Source organism: Actinacidiphila epipremni (assembly GCF_012034175.1).
GTDB classification, from domain to species: domain Bacteria; phylum Actinomycetota; class Actinomycetes; order Streptomycetales; family Streptomycetaceae; genus Actinacidiphila; species Actinacidiphila epipremni.
Genome location: NZ_JAATEJ010000020.1, coordinates 160,649 through 177,002, shown reverse-complemented (window position 1 = coordinate 177,002; position 16,354 = coordinate 160,649). Strand labels below are relative to the sequence as shown.

Below are 16,354 nucleotides of genomic sequence, written 5' to 3'. Positions count from 1 at the left end.
ATTTTCCGTCGGAATTACCACCCGCCTTCGGGGACACGTTTGCCCCGTACGAGATTTCTCCCGATTCGGGGCTGTGGTGTCGTCGTCCGGCGACGTGGCAAGGATCTGCATTGTTCAGGGCCGGGAACCCCAGCTCCTGACAACCGTTCTAACCTACATCCTGCCCCCAGGAGCGTCAAATCACCCGAAGGTCGACGGCGGCGTGTCGAGGTCTTCCAGCTCGATGCCGGGGGCGGCGAGGACGACGTCGCCCGCCAGGTGGACCTCGTGCTGCTCGCCGGTGGACAGGTCGGACACCAGGTAGTTGTCCACAGGCAGGAAACCGGTGTCGGCGGGGTGTGCTGTCCTGGTGAGCAGGGACCAGGACTGGTCCACGGTGAGGGGGGCGAGGACGGGCGGCCGGAAGGCGACGAGGCGGACGCGGGTCGCGGGGCCGCCCGGGGTGAGGCGCAGCAGGCGGGCGGTGGCGACGAGGAAGGCGGGTGAGGCGCCGGTGAAGGTGTGGGCGGGGGCGTTGCCCTCCTGGGCGTGTTCGCCGGTGGGGTCGGTGCGTACCCAGGTGACGCCGTCGAGGGCGGCGGCGCGGACCTGCCAGGCCGAGGCGTGCAGTTCGAGGCGGATGGGGCGGCCGAGGTCGTCGAGGGTGAGGTCGACGGAGCCGGCGTGGGCGCCGTCGGGGCGGGTGGTCTGCGCCGTGTAGCGCCAGCCGGCGGGGCCGGTGGCGCAGTGGAAGTGTTCTTCTCCCAGGGGGGTGTGGTCGTGGGTGTCGTGGAGCGAGTAGCGGCCTCGGGGCATGGCGGGTTCCCGGGATCGGGCGAGGCCCCCGCCTCGGTGGGGAGGCGGGGGCCGGCGTGGTTCGGTGGGCCGCCCGGGCGGGGCCGGGCGGCCGGGGGGTGCGGCTCAGTAGCGGTAGTGGTCGGGCTTGTAGGGGCCCTCGACCTTGACGCCGATGTAGGACGCCTGCTCCGGGCGCAGCGTGGTGAGCTTGACGCCGAGGGCGTCGAGGTGGAGGCGGGCGACCTTCTCGTCGAGGTGCTTGGGGAGCACGTAGACGCCGATCGGGTACTCCTCGGGCTTGGTGAAGAGCTCGATCTGGGCGAGCGTCTGGTCCGTGAAGGAGTTGGACATCACGAAGGACGGGTGGCCGGTGGCGTTGCCGAGGTTGAGCAGGCGGCCCTCGGACAGCACGATGAGCTTCTTGCCGTCGGGGAAGGTCCAGGTGTGGACCTGCGGCTTGACCTCGTCCTTGACGATGCCGGGGATCTTGGCGAGGCCGGCCATGTCGATCTCGTTGTCGAAGTGGCCGATGTTCCCGACGATGGCCTGGTGCTTCATCCGGGCCATGTCCGAGGCCATGATGATGTCGCGGTTGCCGGTCGTGGTGACGAAGATGTCGGCGGTCTCGACGACGTCGTCGAGGGTGGTGACCTGGTAGCCGTCCATCGCGGCCTGCAGGGCGCAGATGGGGTCGATCTCGGTGATGACGACCCGGGCGCCCTGGCCGCGCAGGGATTCGGCGCAGCCCTTGCCGACGTCGCCGTAGCCGCAGACGACGGCGACCTTGCCGCCGATCAGGACGTCGGTGGCGCGGTTGATGCCGTCGACGAGGGAGTGGCGGCAGCCGTACTTGTTGTCGAACTTCGACTTGGTGACGGCGTCGTTGACGTTGATGGCGGGGAAGAGCAGCGTGCCTTCCTGCTGCATCTCGTAGAGCCGGTGGACGCCGGTGGTGGTCTCCTCGGTGACGCCGCGGATCTCGGAGGCGAGCTGGGTCCACTTCTGGGGGCTCGCGTCGAGGGTGCGGCGCAGCAGGGCGAGGATGTAGCCGTACTCCTCGCTGTCCTGGTCGGTGGTGGCGGGGACGGCGCCGGCCTTCTCGAACTCGACGCCCTTGTGGACCAGCAGGGTGGCGTCGCCGCCGTCGTCGAGGATCATGTTGGGGCCGCCGGTGGGGGTGCCTGGCCAGGTCAGGGCCTGCTCGGTGCACCACCAGTATTCTTCGAGAGTTTCGCCCTTCCAGGCGAACACGGGCACGCCCCGGGGGTTGTCGGGGGTGCCGTCGGGGCCGACGGCGATGGCCGCGGCGGCGTGGTCCTGGGTGGAGAAGATGTTGCAGGACGCCCAGCGGACCTCGGCGCCGAGGGCGACCAGGGTCTCGATGAGGACGGCGGTCTGCACGGTCATGTGCAGGGAGCCGGTGATGCGGGCGCCGGCGAGCGGCTGGGCGTCGGCGTATTCGGTGCGCAGGGCCATCAGGCCGGGCATCTCGTGCTCGGCGAGGGTGATCTCCTTGCGGCCGAAGGCGGCGAGGGAAAGGTCCGCGACCTTGAAGTCGGTGGCGGTGGTGGTCATACGGGCTGCTCCTCGGTGCGATCGAGGTGGACAGGGATGCGGCGCAGCCGCAGGGCGGCGGTGGGTGGGCCCGGCTGCGGGCGCACCTGTCCCCTTGCGGCAGCGCAATCCGTCGGAGGCCCTCTCTCCCTCGGCCGGTCACCGTGGGGTGACCGCCCGACCGCCATCAGCAGCGACGTCTGGCTCCTGACGAATCTACACCGGGGTGCGGTCCGGCCGCAGGAGTCCCAGGGGTCGCGGGCCGTGGCGTGCTCAGCGTCCGCCGGGGGTCTGGTCGGGGTCGGGGCCGGCCGCGGCGGCGGCTTCGCTGTAGATGTCGGGTTCGAGGTAGATGACGCGGGCGAAGGGTTCCGCGGCCCGGATGCGCTCCTCGGCGGCGTCGATGGCCCGGGCGATCTCGGTGGCGGTGTCGTCATGCCGGACGGCGATCTTGGCGGCGACGAGGAGTTCTTCCGGGCCGAGGTGGAGGGTGCGCATGTGGATGATGCCGGTGACCGTCTCGCCGTCGATCATGGCGGCGCGGATACGGGTGACGGATTCGGGTCCGGCGCCCTCGCCGAGCAGCAGGGACTTGGTCTCGGCGGCGAGGACGAGGGCGATGCAGATGAGCAGGGCGCCGATGCACAGGGTGCCGGCGCCGTCCCAGACGCCGCTGTCGGTGGCCAGCGAGATGCCGACGCCGAGCAGGGCGAGGACGAGGCCGATGAGGGCGCCGAAGTCCTCCAGGAGCACGACGGGCAGCTCGGGGGCCTTGGCGCGGCGGATGTACTCGATCCAGGACAGGGAGCCGCGGGTGTGGTTGGACTCCTTGACGGCGGTGCGGAAGGAGGTGCCTTCGGCGGCGACGGCGAAGACCAGGACGGCGACCGGCCAGTACCAGTGGTCGATGGGGTGCGGGTGGCGGATCTTCTCGTAGCCCTCGTAGAGGGCGAACATGCCGCCGACGGAGAACAGCACGATCGAGACGAGGAAGGCGTAGATGTAGCGCTCCCGGCCGTAGCCGAAGGGGTGTTCCTCGTTGGCGGCCTTCTTGGCCTTCTTCCCGCCGATGAGCAGCAGGGCCTGGTTGCCGGAGTCGGCGAGGGAGTGCACGCCTTCGGCGAGCATCGAGGACGAGCCGCTGAACGCGAACGCCACGAACTTGGACGCGGCGATGGCGAGGTTGGCGCTCAGTGCCGCGATGATCGCCCTGGATCCGCCGGACGCGCTCATGTGTGGTGGGGGTCCCTTCTGGTGGCGTCAGGCCGCGACGGTGGCGCGGAAGACGGTGCCTTCGCCGGTGAGTTCGGTGTGCTCGCCGGCCGGGATCCAGCAGGACTGGCCGCGGCCGAGGGTGAGGGCGGCGCCGTCGCCGGTGCGCAGCCGGGCCTGGCCGGCGGTGCACAGCAGGATCTGCGGGGCGTCGCGGTCGAGGGTGCGCGGGTCGGCGCCGGGGGCCAGGACGTAGCGGGAGAGCCGGAACTCGTCGATGGGCGCGGCGTAGACCTCTTCGCCGTCGGGGCCGGCCTCGGGGCGCAGGACGGCGGGGCCGTCGGCTTCGAAGCGGACGATGCGCAGCAGTTCGGGGACGTCGATGTGCTTGGGGGTCAGGCCGCAGCGCAGGACGTTGTCGGAGTTGGCCATGATCTCCACGCCGAGTCCGTCGAGGTAGGCGTGCGGGATGCCGGCGCCGAGGTAGAGGGCTTCGCCGGGCTGCAGGGTCACGTGGTTGAGCAGCATGGCGGCGACGACGCCGCGGTCGCCGGGGAAGCTGCGGGCGGCTTTGGCGTAGGCGGCGTAGTCGGCTGCGTACGGGGTGCCGGGGGTTTCGGCCAGCCGGGTGGCGGCCTCGGTCGCGGCGTGCACGGTGTCGGCCATGGCGGCGGGGTCGGCGCCGAGGACGGCGGCGAGGACTTCGCGCAGGGCGCGGTCCTCGGGGTGGGCGCGCAGGATGTCGGCGTAGGGGGCGAGGGGGCCGACGCCGAGGGCGTCGATGAGGTCGGCGGCCTCGGTGGGGCGGCGGAAGCCGCACAGGCCGTCGAAGGGCGACAGGGCCACCAGCATCTCGGGCTTGTGGTTGGCGTCCTTGTAGTTGCGCTCGGGGGCGTCCAGGGGGATGCCGCGGGCCTCCTCGTCGGCGTAGCCGGCCCTGGCCTGGTCGAGGTCGGGGTGGACCTGGACGGACAGGGGCGCGCCGGCGGCGAGGACCTTGAGCAGGAACGGCAGGCGGGGGCCGAAGCGCTTGACGGTCGCGTCGCCGAGTTCGGCGGTGGGGTCGGCGTCGATGAGCGTGTCGAGGGGTACGGGGCCGGCGCCGCGGTCGACGCGGGAGGGTGCGCCGGGGTGGGCGCCCATCCACAGTTCGGCCTGGGGTTCGCCGGTCGGCTCGGTGCCGAGGAGTGCGGGGATGGCGGTGGTGGAGCCCCAGGCGTAGGGGCGGACGGTGTTGAGGAGGCGGTTCATGCCGGTCATGGTCTCTCGGTCGAGGCGACGGCCAGGTATGCGGCGGCGAAATCGGTCAGGGCGAGGATTTCCGCGGCAATGTGCAGGGCGGTGCCGCCGGTGGCGGCGATCTCGCTGAGCGGGGTGTCGTGGGCGTAGGCCTGTTCGCGGGCGGCGGGGGCGGCCGAGCCGGGCTGGTCGGGGGCTTCCTGGAGCAGGACGACGCGGAGCCGGAGGCCGTCGGGTTCCTCGACGCGGTCGCGGAAGAAGTCGTCGGAGTCGGCGCTGAGCGCGTGGGTGCCGGCCTGGAGCGGGCCGTGCAGGGTGAGCGCGGCGGGCAGTTCGGCGCTGAGGGCGGGGCTGCCGGCGCGGGTGCCGAGGACGGCGGCGAAGCGCCGGGCGCAGGTGGCGGCGGTGGGGCCCTGGCTCCACAGCAGCGGGAGGGCGTCGGCGAGTTCGGCGGCGAGGGTCTTGGCGGGGTTGGTGTAGGTGGCGACGGCGGGGCCGCAGCGGGCGGCGGTCTCGTCGAGGGTGTCGGCGGCGGCCTGGAGTTCGGCGGCGGGCGTGTCGGTGAGGCCGAGCCGGCCGGTCAGCGCGAGCAGCGGGGCGAGCAGCGCCCAGAAGGCGCCGGTGTCGGCGGCGGGGTCGGTGGCCGGGTCGGCGGCGGTGCTGCCGGGGGCGGCGGCGGCGAACGGCAGGGCGAGGCCGCGTACTTGTGCGACGGCTTCGGCGAGCGGGGTGCCGGGCGGGGTGACGGTGACGGCGGAGCAGCCGCGCCGGTAGGCCTGCTCGACGAGGTCGGTGAGGCCCTGTTCGGTGCCGTGGGGCGAGATCAGCAGCAGCAGGTCGAGTGATCCGGCCCAGCCGGGCAGGGTCCAGCGGGCGCGTTCGACGTTGGGTCCGGTGGGGGCGAGGGCCTGGACGGGGCAGTTGCCGGAGGCGAGGGCGGCGAGGAGGTCGGCGACGGCGGGGGCGTCGGGTCCGCTGCCGGCGACCAGGACGGTGCGGGGCCGGCCGTCGGGCCGCAGGTCGGCCAGGCCGGCTTCGTCGGCGAGGCGCAGCGCGGTGCGGACCCGGGCGCCGGCGGCGGCCACCGCGCGCAGCAGCCCGCGGCTGTCGGCGCGGGCGAGGGCTTCGGGGTCCTCCAGCAGCGACTCGTCGAACAAGGCGACCTCCGGGTCGGGGTGCGGGCCGGACTGCGGCCGGGTGCGGGCGGTGCCCCGGCGGTGCGGGTGCGGCCGTGGCGGTTCCGGGTCAGCCGGGGCGGCGGGCCTCGTCCACCAGCAGGACGGGGATGTCGTCCTTGACGGGGTAGGCCAGGCCGCAGTCGGCGGAGGTGCACACCAGCTCGGCCGCGTCCTCGTCCTCGCGCAGCGGGGCGTGGCAGGCCGGGCAGGCGAGGATGTCCAGCAGGCTGGCTTCCACGAGCGGCATGTGCGGTGTCCTCCGGGCGGTGGGCGGCCGGCCGGGTGCCGGCCGGGTGTGTGGTGGCTGCCAGCCTATCGCCGCGTCCGCGGCGCGGGCACGACGCATGGGCGCGGGCCCCGCGGGTCAGGCGCGGACGAGGGCGAGGACCTGGTCGCGGATCCGGGCGACGGCGGCGTGGTCGGCGGCCTCGACGTTGAGCCGCAGCAGCGGCTCGGTGTTGGAGGCGCGCAGGTTGAACCACCAGTCGGGGCCGGTGACGGTGAGGCCGTCGAGGTCGTCGAAGGTGACGCCGTCCCGGCCGGCGAAGGCGGCCCGTACGGCGGCCGTACGGGCCTGCTGGTCGGCGACGGTGCTGTTGATCTCGCCGGAGGACGCGTAGCGGTCGTAGGCGGCCACCAGGGCCGACAGCGGGCCGTCCTGGCCGCCGAGGGCGGCGAGCAGGTGGAGGGCGGCGAGCATGCCGGTGTCGGCGTTCCAGAAGTCGCGGAAGTAGTAGTGCGCGGAGTGCTCGCCGCCGAAGACGGCGCCGGTGGCGGCCATTTCCTGCTTGATGAAGGAGTGGCCGACGCGGGTGCGGACGGGGACGCCGCCGTGCTCGCGGACGACTTCGGGCACGGTCTTGGAGGTGATGAGGTTGTGGATGATCGTGGCGCCGGGGTGGCGGGCCAGTTCGCGGGCGGCGACCAGGGCGGTGACGGCGGACGGCGGGACGCCTTCGCCGCGCTCGTCGACGGCGAAGCAGCGGTCGGCGTCGCCGTCGAAGGCCAGGCCCAGGTCCGCGCCGGTCTCGCGGACGCGGGCCTGGAGGTCGACGAGGTTCTTCGGGTCCAGCGGGTTGGCCTCGTGGTTGGGGAAGGTGCCGTCGAGGTCGAAGTACATGGGCACCAGGTCGACGGGGAGGCCGGCGAGGACGGTGGGCACGGTGTGGCCGCCCATGCCGTTGCCGGCGTCGACGACGACCTTCAGCGGGCGCATGCCGCTCAGGTCGACCAGGGAGCGCAGGCAGTCGGCGTAGTCGCCGAGCACGTCGCGGTCGGTGACGGTGCCGGGGGTCGCGGCGCCGGCCGGGACGCCGGTCTCCAGCCACTGCTCGGCGAGCGCGCGGACGTCGGCGAGGCCGGTGTCCTGGCCGACGGGGGCGGCACCGGCGCGGCACATCTTGATGCCGTTGTACTGGGCGGGGTTGTGGCTCGCGGTGAACATGGCGCCGGGCAGGCCGAGCCGGCCGCTGGCGAAGTACAGCTCGTCGGTGGAGCACAGTCCGATACGGGTGACGTCCGCGCCGCGGGAGGCCGCGCCATGGGCGAAGGCGTCGCACAGGGCGGGCGAGGAGGGCCGCATGTCGTGGCCGACGACGACGGCGTCCGCGCCGGTGACGGTGGCGAAGGCCGCGCCGAAGATCTCGGCGAGCGGGGTGTCCCACTGGTCGGGTACGACTCCGCGTACGTCGTACGCCTTGACCAGTTGCGACAGGTCGGCCACTGCACACCTCTGCTGTACGGGTCGCGGGGAATCCGGACGCGGACGGGAAGACCGTGGCAATGGGCCGCGGTCGGCCACAACCTACCCCGGCGGGTGTGCGGCCGGGCCGCACGGGGCGGTGCGGGCGGCGGTGCCCCGGTGGTGCCGGGTGTTGTGGCCCCGGTGCTATTCGGGTGAGCGCAGGACGCGCAGGTGGCCGCGGCGGGCGACTTCCAGCGGGTCGATGTCGCGGGCGCCGGGCCGGGGGCGCTCCTGGGGGCGGGCGGCCTCGCGTACGGCGTTGGCCAGTGCCTCCAGGTCGTCGCCGCTGGGGCGGACCTGTCCGGTGTCCACGGCGAGCCGGACGACTTCCCAGCCGCGGGGCGCGGTCAGCCGCTCGGAGTGCTCGGAGCACAGGTCGTAGCAGTGGGGTTCGGCGTAGGTCGCCAGCGGGCCGAGGACGGCCGTGGAGTCCGCGTAGACGTACGTCAGCGTCGCGACGGCGGGACGGCCGCAGGCGGTGCGCGAACAGCGACGTACAGGGCTCACGACGTTGGACGGTACCGCACTCTTGAGCGGGCCGCGACGACTCTCCGCAGGCTCACCCGGTCGTGTCGTGCGGTGCCGCCCTTCGGCCGCTCCGCCGCGGCGGTGCGGCTGGCCTGCGGCGATGGCGGGATCATCGGAGGTTTGCGGGGGCGCGGTGCGGGCGGAGGTGACGGTGGCACGTGACGTGTCCGATCGCCAGGTGGCGCGATTCCGTCAGTTCTGTGGCCTGATGCGGTCTGAACCTCGGCGCGCGATGACGATAAAGGGGCCGCGTCCGCGCGGGTCGCGACAGTGGGTCCGGCCGGGAGCTAGGCTCACGCTGATGGACAGTTCGGTTCCGCCTCCCTCCGCTCCGCGTCCGCGGCACCGTGACCGGCACGGCCGCGGCATGCGCGGGCCGATCGCGCCGCCGCAGGTGCCGCTGGCGGTCAGCCGCGCCGACGCCTTCGACGACCTGGTCAGGGACGCCGCCGACCGGCTGGAGCGGCGCTGGCCGCAGCTGGCCGATGTGGAGTTCGCCGTGCAGGAGGTGCCGTGGCCGCAGGACGGCCCGGCCGGGGACGGCGACACGGTGCCGCTGGGGCGGCTGGTCGGCGCGGGCAAGGGGCGGCCGAGCCGGATCGTCATTTACCGGCGCCCGGTGGAGATCCGCGCCAAGAACCGCGACGAGCGGGCGCTGCTGGTCCACGAGGTGGTGGTGGAGCAGGTCGCGGAGCTGCTCGGCCTGTCCCCGGAGAACGTCGACCCCAAGTACGGCGAGGACTGAGCCGGGGACACGGCACGCGGGCCGTTCCGGCGCTATGTACCGAGCCGGCGCAGGCCGCGTAAAAGGACCCGCGTACGCACCGGGCCGGCGGGGGCTGCGCAAAGAGCCGGTGTATGTACCGGGCCGGTGTGCGGCGCGGCTATTTGCCGAGGATCGTCAGGTCGGACTCCGCCTTGGGCACCTCGACCGTGCCGCGGTCGTCGGGCAGCGGCTGGATGGTGAACATCGGCACGCCGTTCAACGGCAGCGCGAGTTCGCGGGAGGCGTAGACGCTGCCGCCGGAGAGGCGTTCGACGGTCACGGCGAAAGAGCCCTTGCCCGCGGTCGCCGCGACCGGCTGGAGCGACAGCGTGGTGCCCGCCTTGACCTCGACGGTCCGGCTGACGGCCGTGCCGCCGGCCGCGCCGGGCCACGAGGTGACCTTGACGCGGGCCTCCTCCTTCAGGGCGGTCAGCGCCAGCGTGGCGGCCTTGTCGCGGTTGTCGGCGACGGAGGCGCGGGTGTCGATCGCGGCGGTCGCGGGCAGGAACGCGAACTCCTGCTTGCTGCCCGTGCCCCGGGTGATCCGCAGCCCCGCCACGACCGGGACCGGCGCGTGCAGGTTGCCGGGGGTGAGGATCAGCGAGCCGGCGTCGCCCTTGGTGATGTCGCCGAGCGCGGCGGAGGCGGTCATGCCCGCCTTGACGTGCAGCGTCTCGTGGCCGGCCGGGGAGATCTGGCCGGTGCTGGTGGCGAGCTTGACCGTCAGGTCGGCGTCGTCGGAGCCGGGCGCGAACGCGACGAGCTGCACGGAGGTGGCGTCGGCGGGGATGCCGGGCATCACCAGGGTGGTGGCGGGCTCGGCGGAGGGCGGCAGCCAGTCGGCGCCGTGCGAGGCGTCGGTGGCCTGGACGGCCGCGCCGACCCGGCCGCTGCGGACGACGACGTGCACCGTCAGGTCGGCGGCCTTGTCGGTGGCCAGCGTGGACAGCAGCACCGGCGTGGAGCCCTTGCCCGGCACCGTGATGCCGTCGCCCGCGGAGGTCTTGAGCAGCCCGTCCTTGCCGTACAGCTCGATGTCGACGACGGCGGGGGCGTCGTCGGGGTCCACCAGGTGCAGGTAGTCCTGGCGGCCGTCGGCGGTGCTGGCGCCGGAGAACCAGAACTCGCTGTCGGGGGTCAGGCAGGAGGTGCCGAGCAGGCCGCGGCCGGGCCCCGCGTCGACGACGGTGGTCTGGCCGGCCGCCCAGCCCGGCGCGAGCGAGCCGTCGGCGGTGCCGACCAGGGCGGGCGCGTCGGTCTTCTCCGTGGTGTAGGTGACCGTGCGGCCGGGCTGCTTCAGCGGCGGGGACAGCACGGTGGGCTTGTCCGCGGCGGTGGCCAGTTGCGCGCTGCCGGTGCCGCTGCCGGTTCCCGTGCCGCCGCCCTCGGTGGTCGTCACGGGCGTGAACGAGGCGTAGGTGGTGTCGGCGAACTCCGACTGCGAGGGCGCCGGGCACACCAGGGTGCTGCGCTGCACCGGCAGCCGGACCGCGCTGCCGGCGGGGGCGGCGGCCGAGTCGTCGCCGCCGGTCAGGGAGGCGGCGCCGGTGAGGACGGCGAGCACGACGACGGCGCCGGCCAGGGAGAGGGTGCTGCGGTTCACTGGTGGTCGCTCCCGTCGCGGCGGTGGTCGCCTTCTGCGTAATACGCCCCGTCCTCGCCGTAGGCGCCGGGGTCGGCGTATCCGCCCTGCCCGGTGTAGGGCGCCTGGTCGCCGTAGCCGGTCACCGTCCCGTCGTGCGGCGCCTGCTGCCCGTAGGGGTCGTAGCCGGGCTGCTGCGGGGCGGGGTAGCCGTACGGGTCGTAGCCGCCCTGCTGGTCGTAGCCGGCGCCCTGGCCGGCCGGGTAGGGCTGCTGCTCCCACTGCTGCTGGCCGGGGTAGGGCGCGTAGTACGGGTCGCCGCCCTGGCCGCTGCCGGGCGCGGGGACCGCGTACGGGTCGTAGCCGGCCTCGGTGGCCTCGTAGCCGGCCGCCACGGGGTCGTAGCCGCCCTCGGCGGGCTGGTAGCCCTGCGCGGGGTCGTACGGGGCTCCTGCGGCCTCGTAGGGCTCCTGCTGCGGGTAGCCGGGATCGTCGCCGTCGGGCGCGGGCGGCCCGTCGCCGTCCTGGCCTGCGGCGGCGGCAGCGGCTTCGGCGGCTTCGGCCTCGGCCTCCGCAGCGGCCTGGAGGCGGCGGGCCCTGCGACCCTCGCCGGTGGCCTGGGCGGGGATGTCGGCGGCGACGGCGCCCTCGGCCTCGGGCAGGTCGTCGTCGACCTCGCGGCGCCGGCCGGGCAGCGCCAGGACGATCGTGACGAGCAGCAGGAACGCCTGGACGCCGAGCCAGCCGATGTGGGTGACGGGCTCCTTGAACGTCACGTCCAGGCGCCCGCCGGACGCGGGCAGCTGGAAGCCCTGGGCCCAGCCGTCGACGGTGGTGGGGGGGAGGCTCTTGCCGTCGAGGGTGGCCCGCCAGCCCTCGGAGGCGGAGTCGGCCATCCGCAGCACCCGGCCCTGCGGCCCCGCGGGCACCTTGGTGTGCGCCTCCAGCAGCCCGGAGGGCACGGCGACGGGGGCGGCGCCCTTGGCGGTGATGGTGATGCGCGAGACGGTCGTGTCGACCCGCCACAGTTCGCTGCCGTCGGCCTGGCTGACCCGCGACAGGCCGGGCGTGGCGTCCAGGACGCGGCCGAGCTCGCGCGGGGTGCCCTTCTGCGCCAGGACGTAGCGGACGGCGTATCCGGCCAGCCGGCTGCCCTGGTCGGCGCCGGAGCCGGCGACGAGGTTGGCGACCAGGGAGTCCAGGGCCGGGCGGCGCGGGGCCTGCGCGGCGATCTCCGCGTCGCCGATGTGGATGCCGTCGCCGCGGACCAGCGCGTAGGAGACGTGGCCTTCGGTGCCGCTGAGCACCAGGGTGCGGGCCCGGTCGCCGGAGGTGGACTCCTCGGCGACGAAGGCGGGCACCTGCTGCGGGTCGCGGCGGGCGATCGGGCCGTCGGCGCCGTGCAGCACCCAGGTGGCGGCGGCCAGCAGCGGCGCCGCGGCGGCGGCCAGCGCGACCAGGCCAGCGACGGGCTGGCGCCAGCCGAAGCCGCTGGCCGCGATGCGCTCGTTGGCGCCCTCCGCGCCGACCGCGGCGGCGGCCAGCAGCGCAAGGCCGTAGACCAGGGTGGCCGGGCCGGCCCAGGCGTGGCCGTTCTCGACGACGGCGAAGAGCAGGCCGACCGCGGCGACGGCCCACGCGGCCAGGACGGCCTTGCGGCGGCTGTCGCGCAGTGTCGCGGCGAGTGCGGCGAGCACCAGGCCGACCAGCAGCAGGCCGCCCGAGCCCTTGGGGCCGCCGGGGCTGAGCAGCAGCAGGTCCATGCCGGAGGCGCTCTTGGTGCCGTAGGGCAGGCCGACCTCGTGCAGCATCCGCCCGGGGTGCGACAGCAGCGTCAGGGACCAGGGGGCGAGCAGCACCATCGGCGTGACCAGGAGCGCGGCGAAGCGCAGCAGGTGCGGGACGAGCAGGTTGCCACGGCCGGTGGCCAGCCGCCAGGCGAGCGTCGCGGCGGCGAGCACCAGCGCGATGAGCCAGGTGATCGGCGTGAAGGCGGTGGTGAAGGTCAGCATCAGCGCCAGGGCCCAGGTGGCGCGCCACCCGGGGCGGGCGCCGCGGTCCAGGGCGGCGTCGCCGAGCTGGAGCCCGGCGCAGCCGACGGCGGCGCGGGCCATGAGCGGCAGCAGGATCGCCAGCACCGCGGTGCCGAGCCGGCCGGCGGCCAGGGCGCCGGTGGCGGCGGGCAGGAAGGCGTAGGCGACCGAGGCCCAGGCGCGCAGCAGCCGGGAGTCGACCAGCGGCCGGGAGGCGAAGTAGGCGGTGACGCCGGCCAGCGGCACGGAGGCGACCAGCAGCAGCGTCAGGGTCAGTCCGGTCGAGCCGAACAGCACGGTGGAGAACAGGCCGAGGACGGCGAGGTAGGGCGGCGCGGACTCGGTGCCGCCGGTGCCGAGGGCGTGCCAGGAGCCGGCGTAGCTGCGCCACAGGTCGGAGGCGCCGGAGCCGGCGGGCAGCAGGGCGCCGCCGAACAGGGTGCCGCCGCCGAGCAGGGAGCGGCAGGCGGCGAGCGAGACGAGCAGCAGGACCGCGAAGAGCACCGGGCCGGGTTTGCGGGCGATGCGCTTGAGGCGGGCGAACTGCTCGATCTCGAGGAAGTCGCCGTCGTCGTCGCCGGGTCCTGACTCGATGCCGCCGCCGTGCCGTCCGACGGCCGCCGCGGAGGCGTCGGCGCGGCCCCCGAAGTTGCTGACGACCTGCTCGACGGTGGCGCGTACGGTCGCGCCGGGCGGCGGGAAGAGCGAGCGCAGTTCGCCGGGGGCGACGGCCCCTTTGCCGCGTCTGGCGCGGGCGCCGAGGAGCCGGCCGGGGCGCAGCAGTACGCCGAGCAGGCCGACGATCTCGTCGACGGCCTGGCCCGGCACCTTGCCGACGAGGTACGCCAGGGTGCGCAGGACGGTGCCGACGACGACGCGCAGCGCCACGTAGGGCAGCAGGGGCCCGCGGGTGTTGGCCAGCAGGGTGTAGACGGCGCCGGCCTTGTCGACGCGGTGCGGGTTGGCGGCGGAGCGGCCGGCGCAGTCGACGGGGCGGCGCTCGCGGGAGGCGGCCTCGGCGTGCCACAGGACGGCGTCGGGGGCGACGTAGACGGTGTGTCCCGCGGCCTGGGCGCGCCAGCAGAAGTCGACGTCGTCGCGCATCAGGGGCAGCCGGCGGTCGAAGCCGCCGAGCGCGTCCCACACGTCGCGGCGCACCAGCATGCCGGCGGAGGACACCGACAGCACCTGGCGCACCTGGTCGTGCTGGCCCTGGTCCTGCTCGCGGCGTTCCAGGGCGGTCCAGCGGCGCCCGCTGCGGGCGATGCTGACGCCGACTTCGAGCAGTTGCCTGCGGTCGTACCAGCTGCGCAGCTTGGGGCCGACGACGGCGGCCGAGGGGGTGCTGTCGGCGATCCGCAGCAGGGCGGCGAGCGCGCCGGGGTCGGGTTCGCAGTCGTCGTGCAGCAGCCACAGCCACTGGACGGGCTCGCCGTGCGGGGCGCCGGCGTCGCCATAGGTGTCGTCGTCGTTCCAGGTGCGGCTGACGGGGTCCCATCCGCTGCCGCGCGGGGCCAGGTACGGCAGGTCGTCGGCGGTGAGGGGGGCGGCGGCGCGGGCGCACTCCTCGACGGCGGCGCCGAAGCCGGTGCGGCGGGCGAGGTGCAGGACGCGCTGGTCGCCGAGGGATTCGGCGAGCAGGCGGGCGGAGTCGTCGGCGCTGCCGGTGTCGGCGGCGATGACGTCCTGGACGGGACGGTCCTGGGCGAGCAGACCTGCGAGGGCCTTGGGCAGCCAGCGCGCGCCGTCGTGGGCTACCAGCACGGCGGTGACGACATGGCGCGGGAACTCAGGGGTGCCGGCCGGATGGACGGCCGGTGCTGGGTGGTTCACGGACATCGAGGTTCTGGCCCCGGTTCGCTGGACTGCGGTGGACGCTGGCGCCCGCGCGCGGCGGGGTTGCATCTCGGACGGCCCCCCACACTAACGGCTTACGCGGGTGCGACCGCCCTGACGTGTGCCCGGTGTGAGAACAACGGCAGCCCGCCGCGCACGTCGGGACGACGTGCGCGGCGGGCTGCGCGGTGGTGCGGCCGGCCGGCCGGGCGGCGGCCTGCGGGCGTACGGCCGCTGGTCAGGGGGCCGGCCGGGGGCCGCTGGCGGGCGGGGCGGCGGTCAGACGACGCCCTTCTTCAGCCGGCGGCGCTCGCGCTCGGACAGGCCGCCCCAGATGCCGAAGCGCTCGTCGTTGGCGAGGGCGTACTCCAGGCAGTCGGAACGGACTTCGCACGCGAGGCAGACCTTCTTCGCCTCACGTGTGGAACCGCCCTTTTCGGGGAAGAACGACTCAGGGTCGGTCTGCGCACACAGCGCGCGCTCCTGCCAGCCGAGTTCCTCGTCGGCCTCTTCGGCCAGCAGCAACTGGAACTGCTCGGTCATGCGCGCCCCTCGTCTGTCGTGCTTCCCCGTGATGTGGGCCGTCACCGTCTGCGGGTGAACGACACGAGTGAAATTACAAGTGCGGCGATCCGGGCCAGTCAAGCCGAGATCTGCTATTGAGCCCGTTATTCACTCCGCTGAACCAAGGTGTCACGGAAAGTGCTGTTATCCGACCAAAAGCCCGGAACCGTCAACCGTGGTCCGGTCGTCCACCCTTCACACCTCGTCAGACGCTGCGAGGACGCGCCCCGTTGCACCCGTGCGAGTGAAGGGGCGCGGATCACATTTCGATCACGGGAGCACGCGATCCCGGGGGAGCATTCGGTCATATGCGCGACGGCGCACAACGACGAACGGCGACGAACGACGACGAGCAACGACGGAATTGCCGCCGCGCGACCTCCCCGGAGCCGGTGCATCCTGCAAGCGGAATGCCGCGGTGTGCGGACGGGCTTGCCGATGGTCCACGGATGCCGCTCCATCTATCCGCGCATGCCCGTGCACAAACCTTTCTCCGGTCGGGGCGCCGGATCAGGTGAAAGAAGCCCGACATAACGGACACCTATTTGACAGCGGGTCCGCCGGGCCGGTCTCCTTGTGACCATGCCTGCCGAGCACCACGTGCCCTACCGGACCCGCCGCCGCGAGTCCTGCTGCGTCGTGCTCGCGCAGAACTGCTGTTGTCCCTGCCGCTGTCGCTGAGCCCCCGCCGGGCCCCGCATCCGCCGGTCCCGGCATCCCGCACACGCCAATTGCGCACACTCCCAGGGACACACCCCATGTATTCCGACGTCTCCATCGCCGGTGACCCGCTCGCCCTGCCCCACCTCCTCCCCCCGGTGCCGCAACACCCCAGCACCGTCGCGGAGTTCGCCGGGCTGGCCCGCGCCATCGCGGCCGACCGCGGGCGCTGGGCCCCGCTGGTCGGCTACGACGCCACCACCCGCTGGTACGCCCGGCTGCAGACCGGCCCCGGCTACGAGGTGTGGCTGCTGAGCTGGCTGCCCGGGCAGGGCAGCGGGCTGCACGACCACGGCCCGTCCTCCGGCGTCCTGACCGTGCTGCGCGGCGAGCTGCGCGAAAAAGTCCGCGGTGCGGGCGGCGAGGCCGTCCGTACGCTGCGCCTGGGCGACCAGCGGGCCTTCGCCCCCGGATATGTGCACGAGGTCGTCAACGACGCCCTGGAGCCCGCGGTGAGCCTGCACGTCTACTTCCCCGGCCTGACCGAGATGACCCCGCACACCTGCACGCCGGCCGCCGGCGCCCTCGGCGGGCGGCCCGCCGGGGCCGCGGCACCGCAGCCGGCCCGCTGAGCCGGCCGCCCAGGACGCCTGGCCGTACGGGCCGCCGCGGCGGGCTGCA

13 protein-coding genes are annotated in these 16,354 nt (G+C 74.2%); 2 read left to right on the top strand and 11 right to left on the bottom strand.

Annotated features, from left to right (window positions below; translation table 11 throughout):
* Window positions 1–180: 180 nt before the first annotated feature.
* From HCN08_RS23365 to HCN08_RS23330, 8 genes are all read right to left on the bottom strand, one after another.
* Entirely contained in the window at window positions 181–795 is a 615-nt protein-coding gene (locus HCN08_RS23365; protein WP_167985162.1) for a hypothetical protein, read from the bottom strand.
* 105 nt (window positions 796–900) lie between these two features.
* Entirely contained in the window at window positions 901–2,352 is a 1,452-nt protein-coding gene (gene ahcY / locus HCN08_RS23360) for an adenosylhomocysteinase (protein ID WP_167985161.1), read from the bottom strand.
* A gap of 252 nt (window positions 2,353–2,604) precedes the next feature.
* On the bottom strand, window positions 2,605–3,564 hold the full coding sequence (locus tag HCN08_RS23355) for a cation diffusion facilitator family transporter (RefSeq protein ID WP_167985160.1): 960 nt from the start codon (window positions 3,562–3,564) through the stop codon (window positions 2,605–2,607).
* 27 nt (window positions 3,565–3,591) lie between these two features.
* Window positions 3,592–4,794 (bottom strand): mannose-6-phosphate isomerase, class I, encoded by a 1,203-nt coding sequence (gene manA / locus HCN08_RS23350; RefSeq protein WP_167985159.1) that lies wholly within the window; start codon window positions 4,792–4,794, stop codon window positions 3,592–3,594.
* A 5-nt stretch (window positions 4,795–4,799) separates the two neighbouring features.
* The gene (locus tag HCN08_RS23345) at window positions 4,800–5,939 is read right to left on the bottom strand and encodes an SIS domain-containing protein (protein WP_167985158.1); all 1,140 of its coding nucleotides are present in this window, start codon (window positions 5,937–5,939) and stop codon (window positions 4,800–4,802) included.
* An 88-nt stretch (window positions 5,940–6,027) separates the two neighbouring features.
* The gene (locus tag HCN08_RS23340; protein ID WP_167985157.1) at window positions 6,028–6,207 is read right to left on the bottom strand and encodes a Trm112 family protein; all 180 of its coding nucleotides are present in this window, start codon (window positions 6,205–6,207) and stop codon (window positions 6,028–6,030) included.
* A 117-nt stretch (window positions 6,208–6,324) separates the two neighbouring features.
* A complete protein-coding gene (locus HCN08_RS23335; protein WP_167985156.1) occupies window positions 6,325–7,683 on the bottom strand; it encodes a phosphomannomutase/phosphoglucomutase in 1,359 nt (452 codons plus the stop codon).
* A 165-nt stretch (window positions 7,684–7,848) separates the two neighbouring features.
* Window positions 7,849–8,211: a DUF3499 domain-containing protein gene (locus HCN08_RS23330; protein WP_167985155.1), complete on the bottom strand. Its 363-nt coding sequence runs from the start codon at window positions 8,209–8,211 to the stop codon at window positions 7,849–7,851.
* A gap of 322 nt (window positions 8,212–8,533) precedes the next feature.
* On the opposite strand from HCN08_RS23330, the gene HCN08_RS23325 reads away from it, so the two are divergent.
* Window positions 8,534–8,977 carry a metallopeptidase family protein gene (locus tag HCN08_RS23325; protein WP_167985154.1) on the top strand — a complete coding sequence of 148 codons (444 nt, stop codon included), beginning with the start codon at window positions 8,534–8,536 and terminating at the stop codon, window positions 8,975–8,977.
* 139 nt (window positions 8,978–9,116) lie between these two features.
* On the opposite strand, the gene HCN08_RS23320 is transcribed toward HCN08_RS23325, so the two are convergent.
* The 3 genes from HCN08_RS23320 to HCN08_RS23310 all read right to left on the bottom strand — a co-directional run bounded on the left by HCN08_RS23320 (window position 9,117) and on the right by HCN08_RS23310 (window position 14,992).
* Entirely contained in the window at window positions 9,117–10,601 is a 1,485-nt protein-coding gene (locus HCN08_RS23320) for a DUF5719 family protein (protein WP_167985153.1), read from the bottom strand.
* Window positions 10,598–14,452 carry a glycosyltransferase family 2 protein gene (locus tag HCN08_RS23315; RefSeq protein ID WP_167985152.1) on the bottom strand — a complete coding sequence of 1,285 codons (3,855 nt, stop codon included), beginning with the start codon at window positions 14,450–14,452 and terminating at the stop codon, window positions 10,598–10,600. The genes HCN08_RS23320 and HCN08_RS23315 overlap by 4 nt, the downstream gene beginning before the upstream one ends.
* Window positions 14,453–14,728: 276 nt before the next feature.
* The gene (locus tag HCN08_RS23310; protein WP_031519519.1) at window positions 14,729–14,992 is read right to left on the bottom strand and encodes a WhiB family transcriptional regulator; all 264 of its coding nucleotides are present in this window, start codon (window positions 14,990–14,992) and stop codon (window positions 14,729–14,731) included.
* Window positions 14,993–15,771: 779 nt separating this feature from the next.
* Between HCN08_RS23310 and HCN08_RS23305 the strand changes: the two genes are divergently transcribed.
* A complete protein-coding gene (locus HCN08_RS23305) occupies window positions 15,772–16,305 on the top strand; it encodes a cysteine dioxygenase (protein ID WP_167985151.1) in 534 nt (177 codons plus the stop codon).
* The last annotated feature ends 49 nt before the right edge of the window (window positions 16,306–16,354 follow it).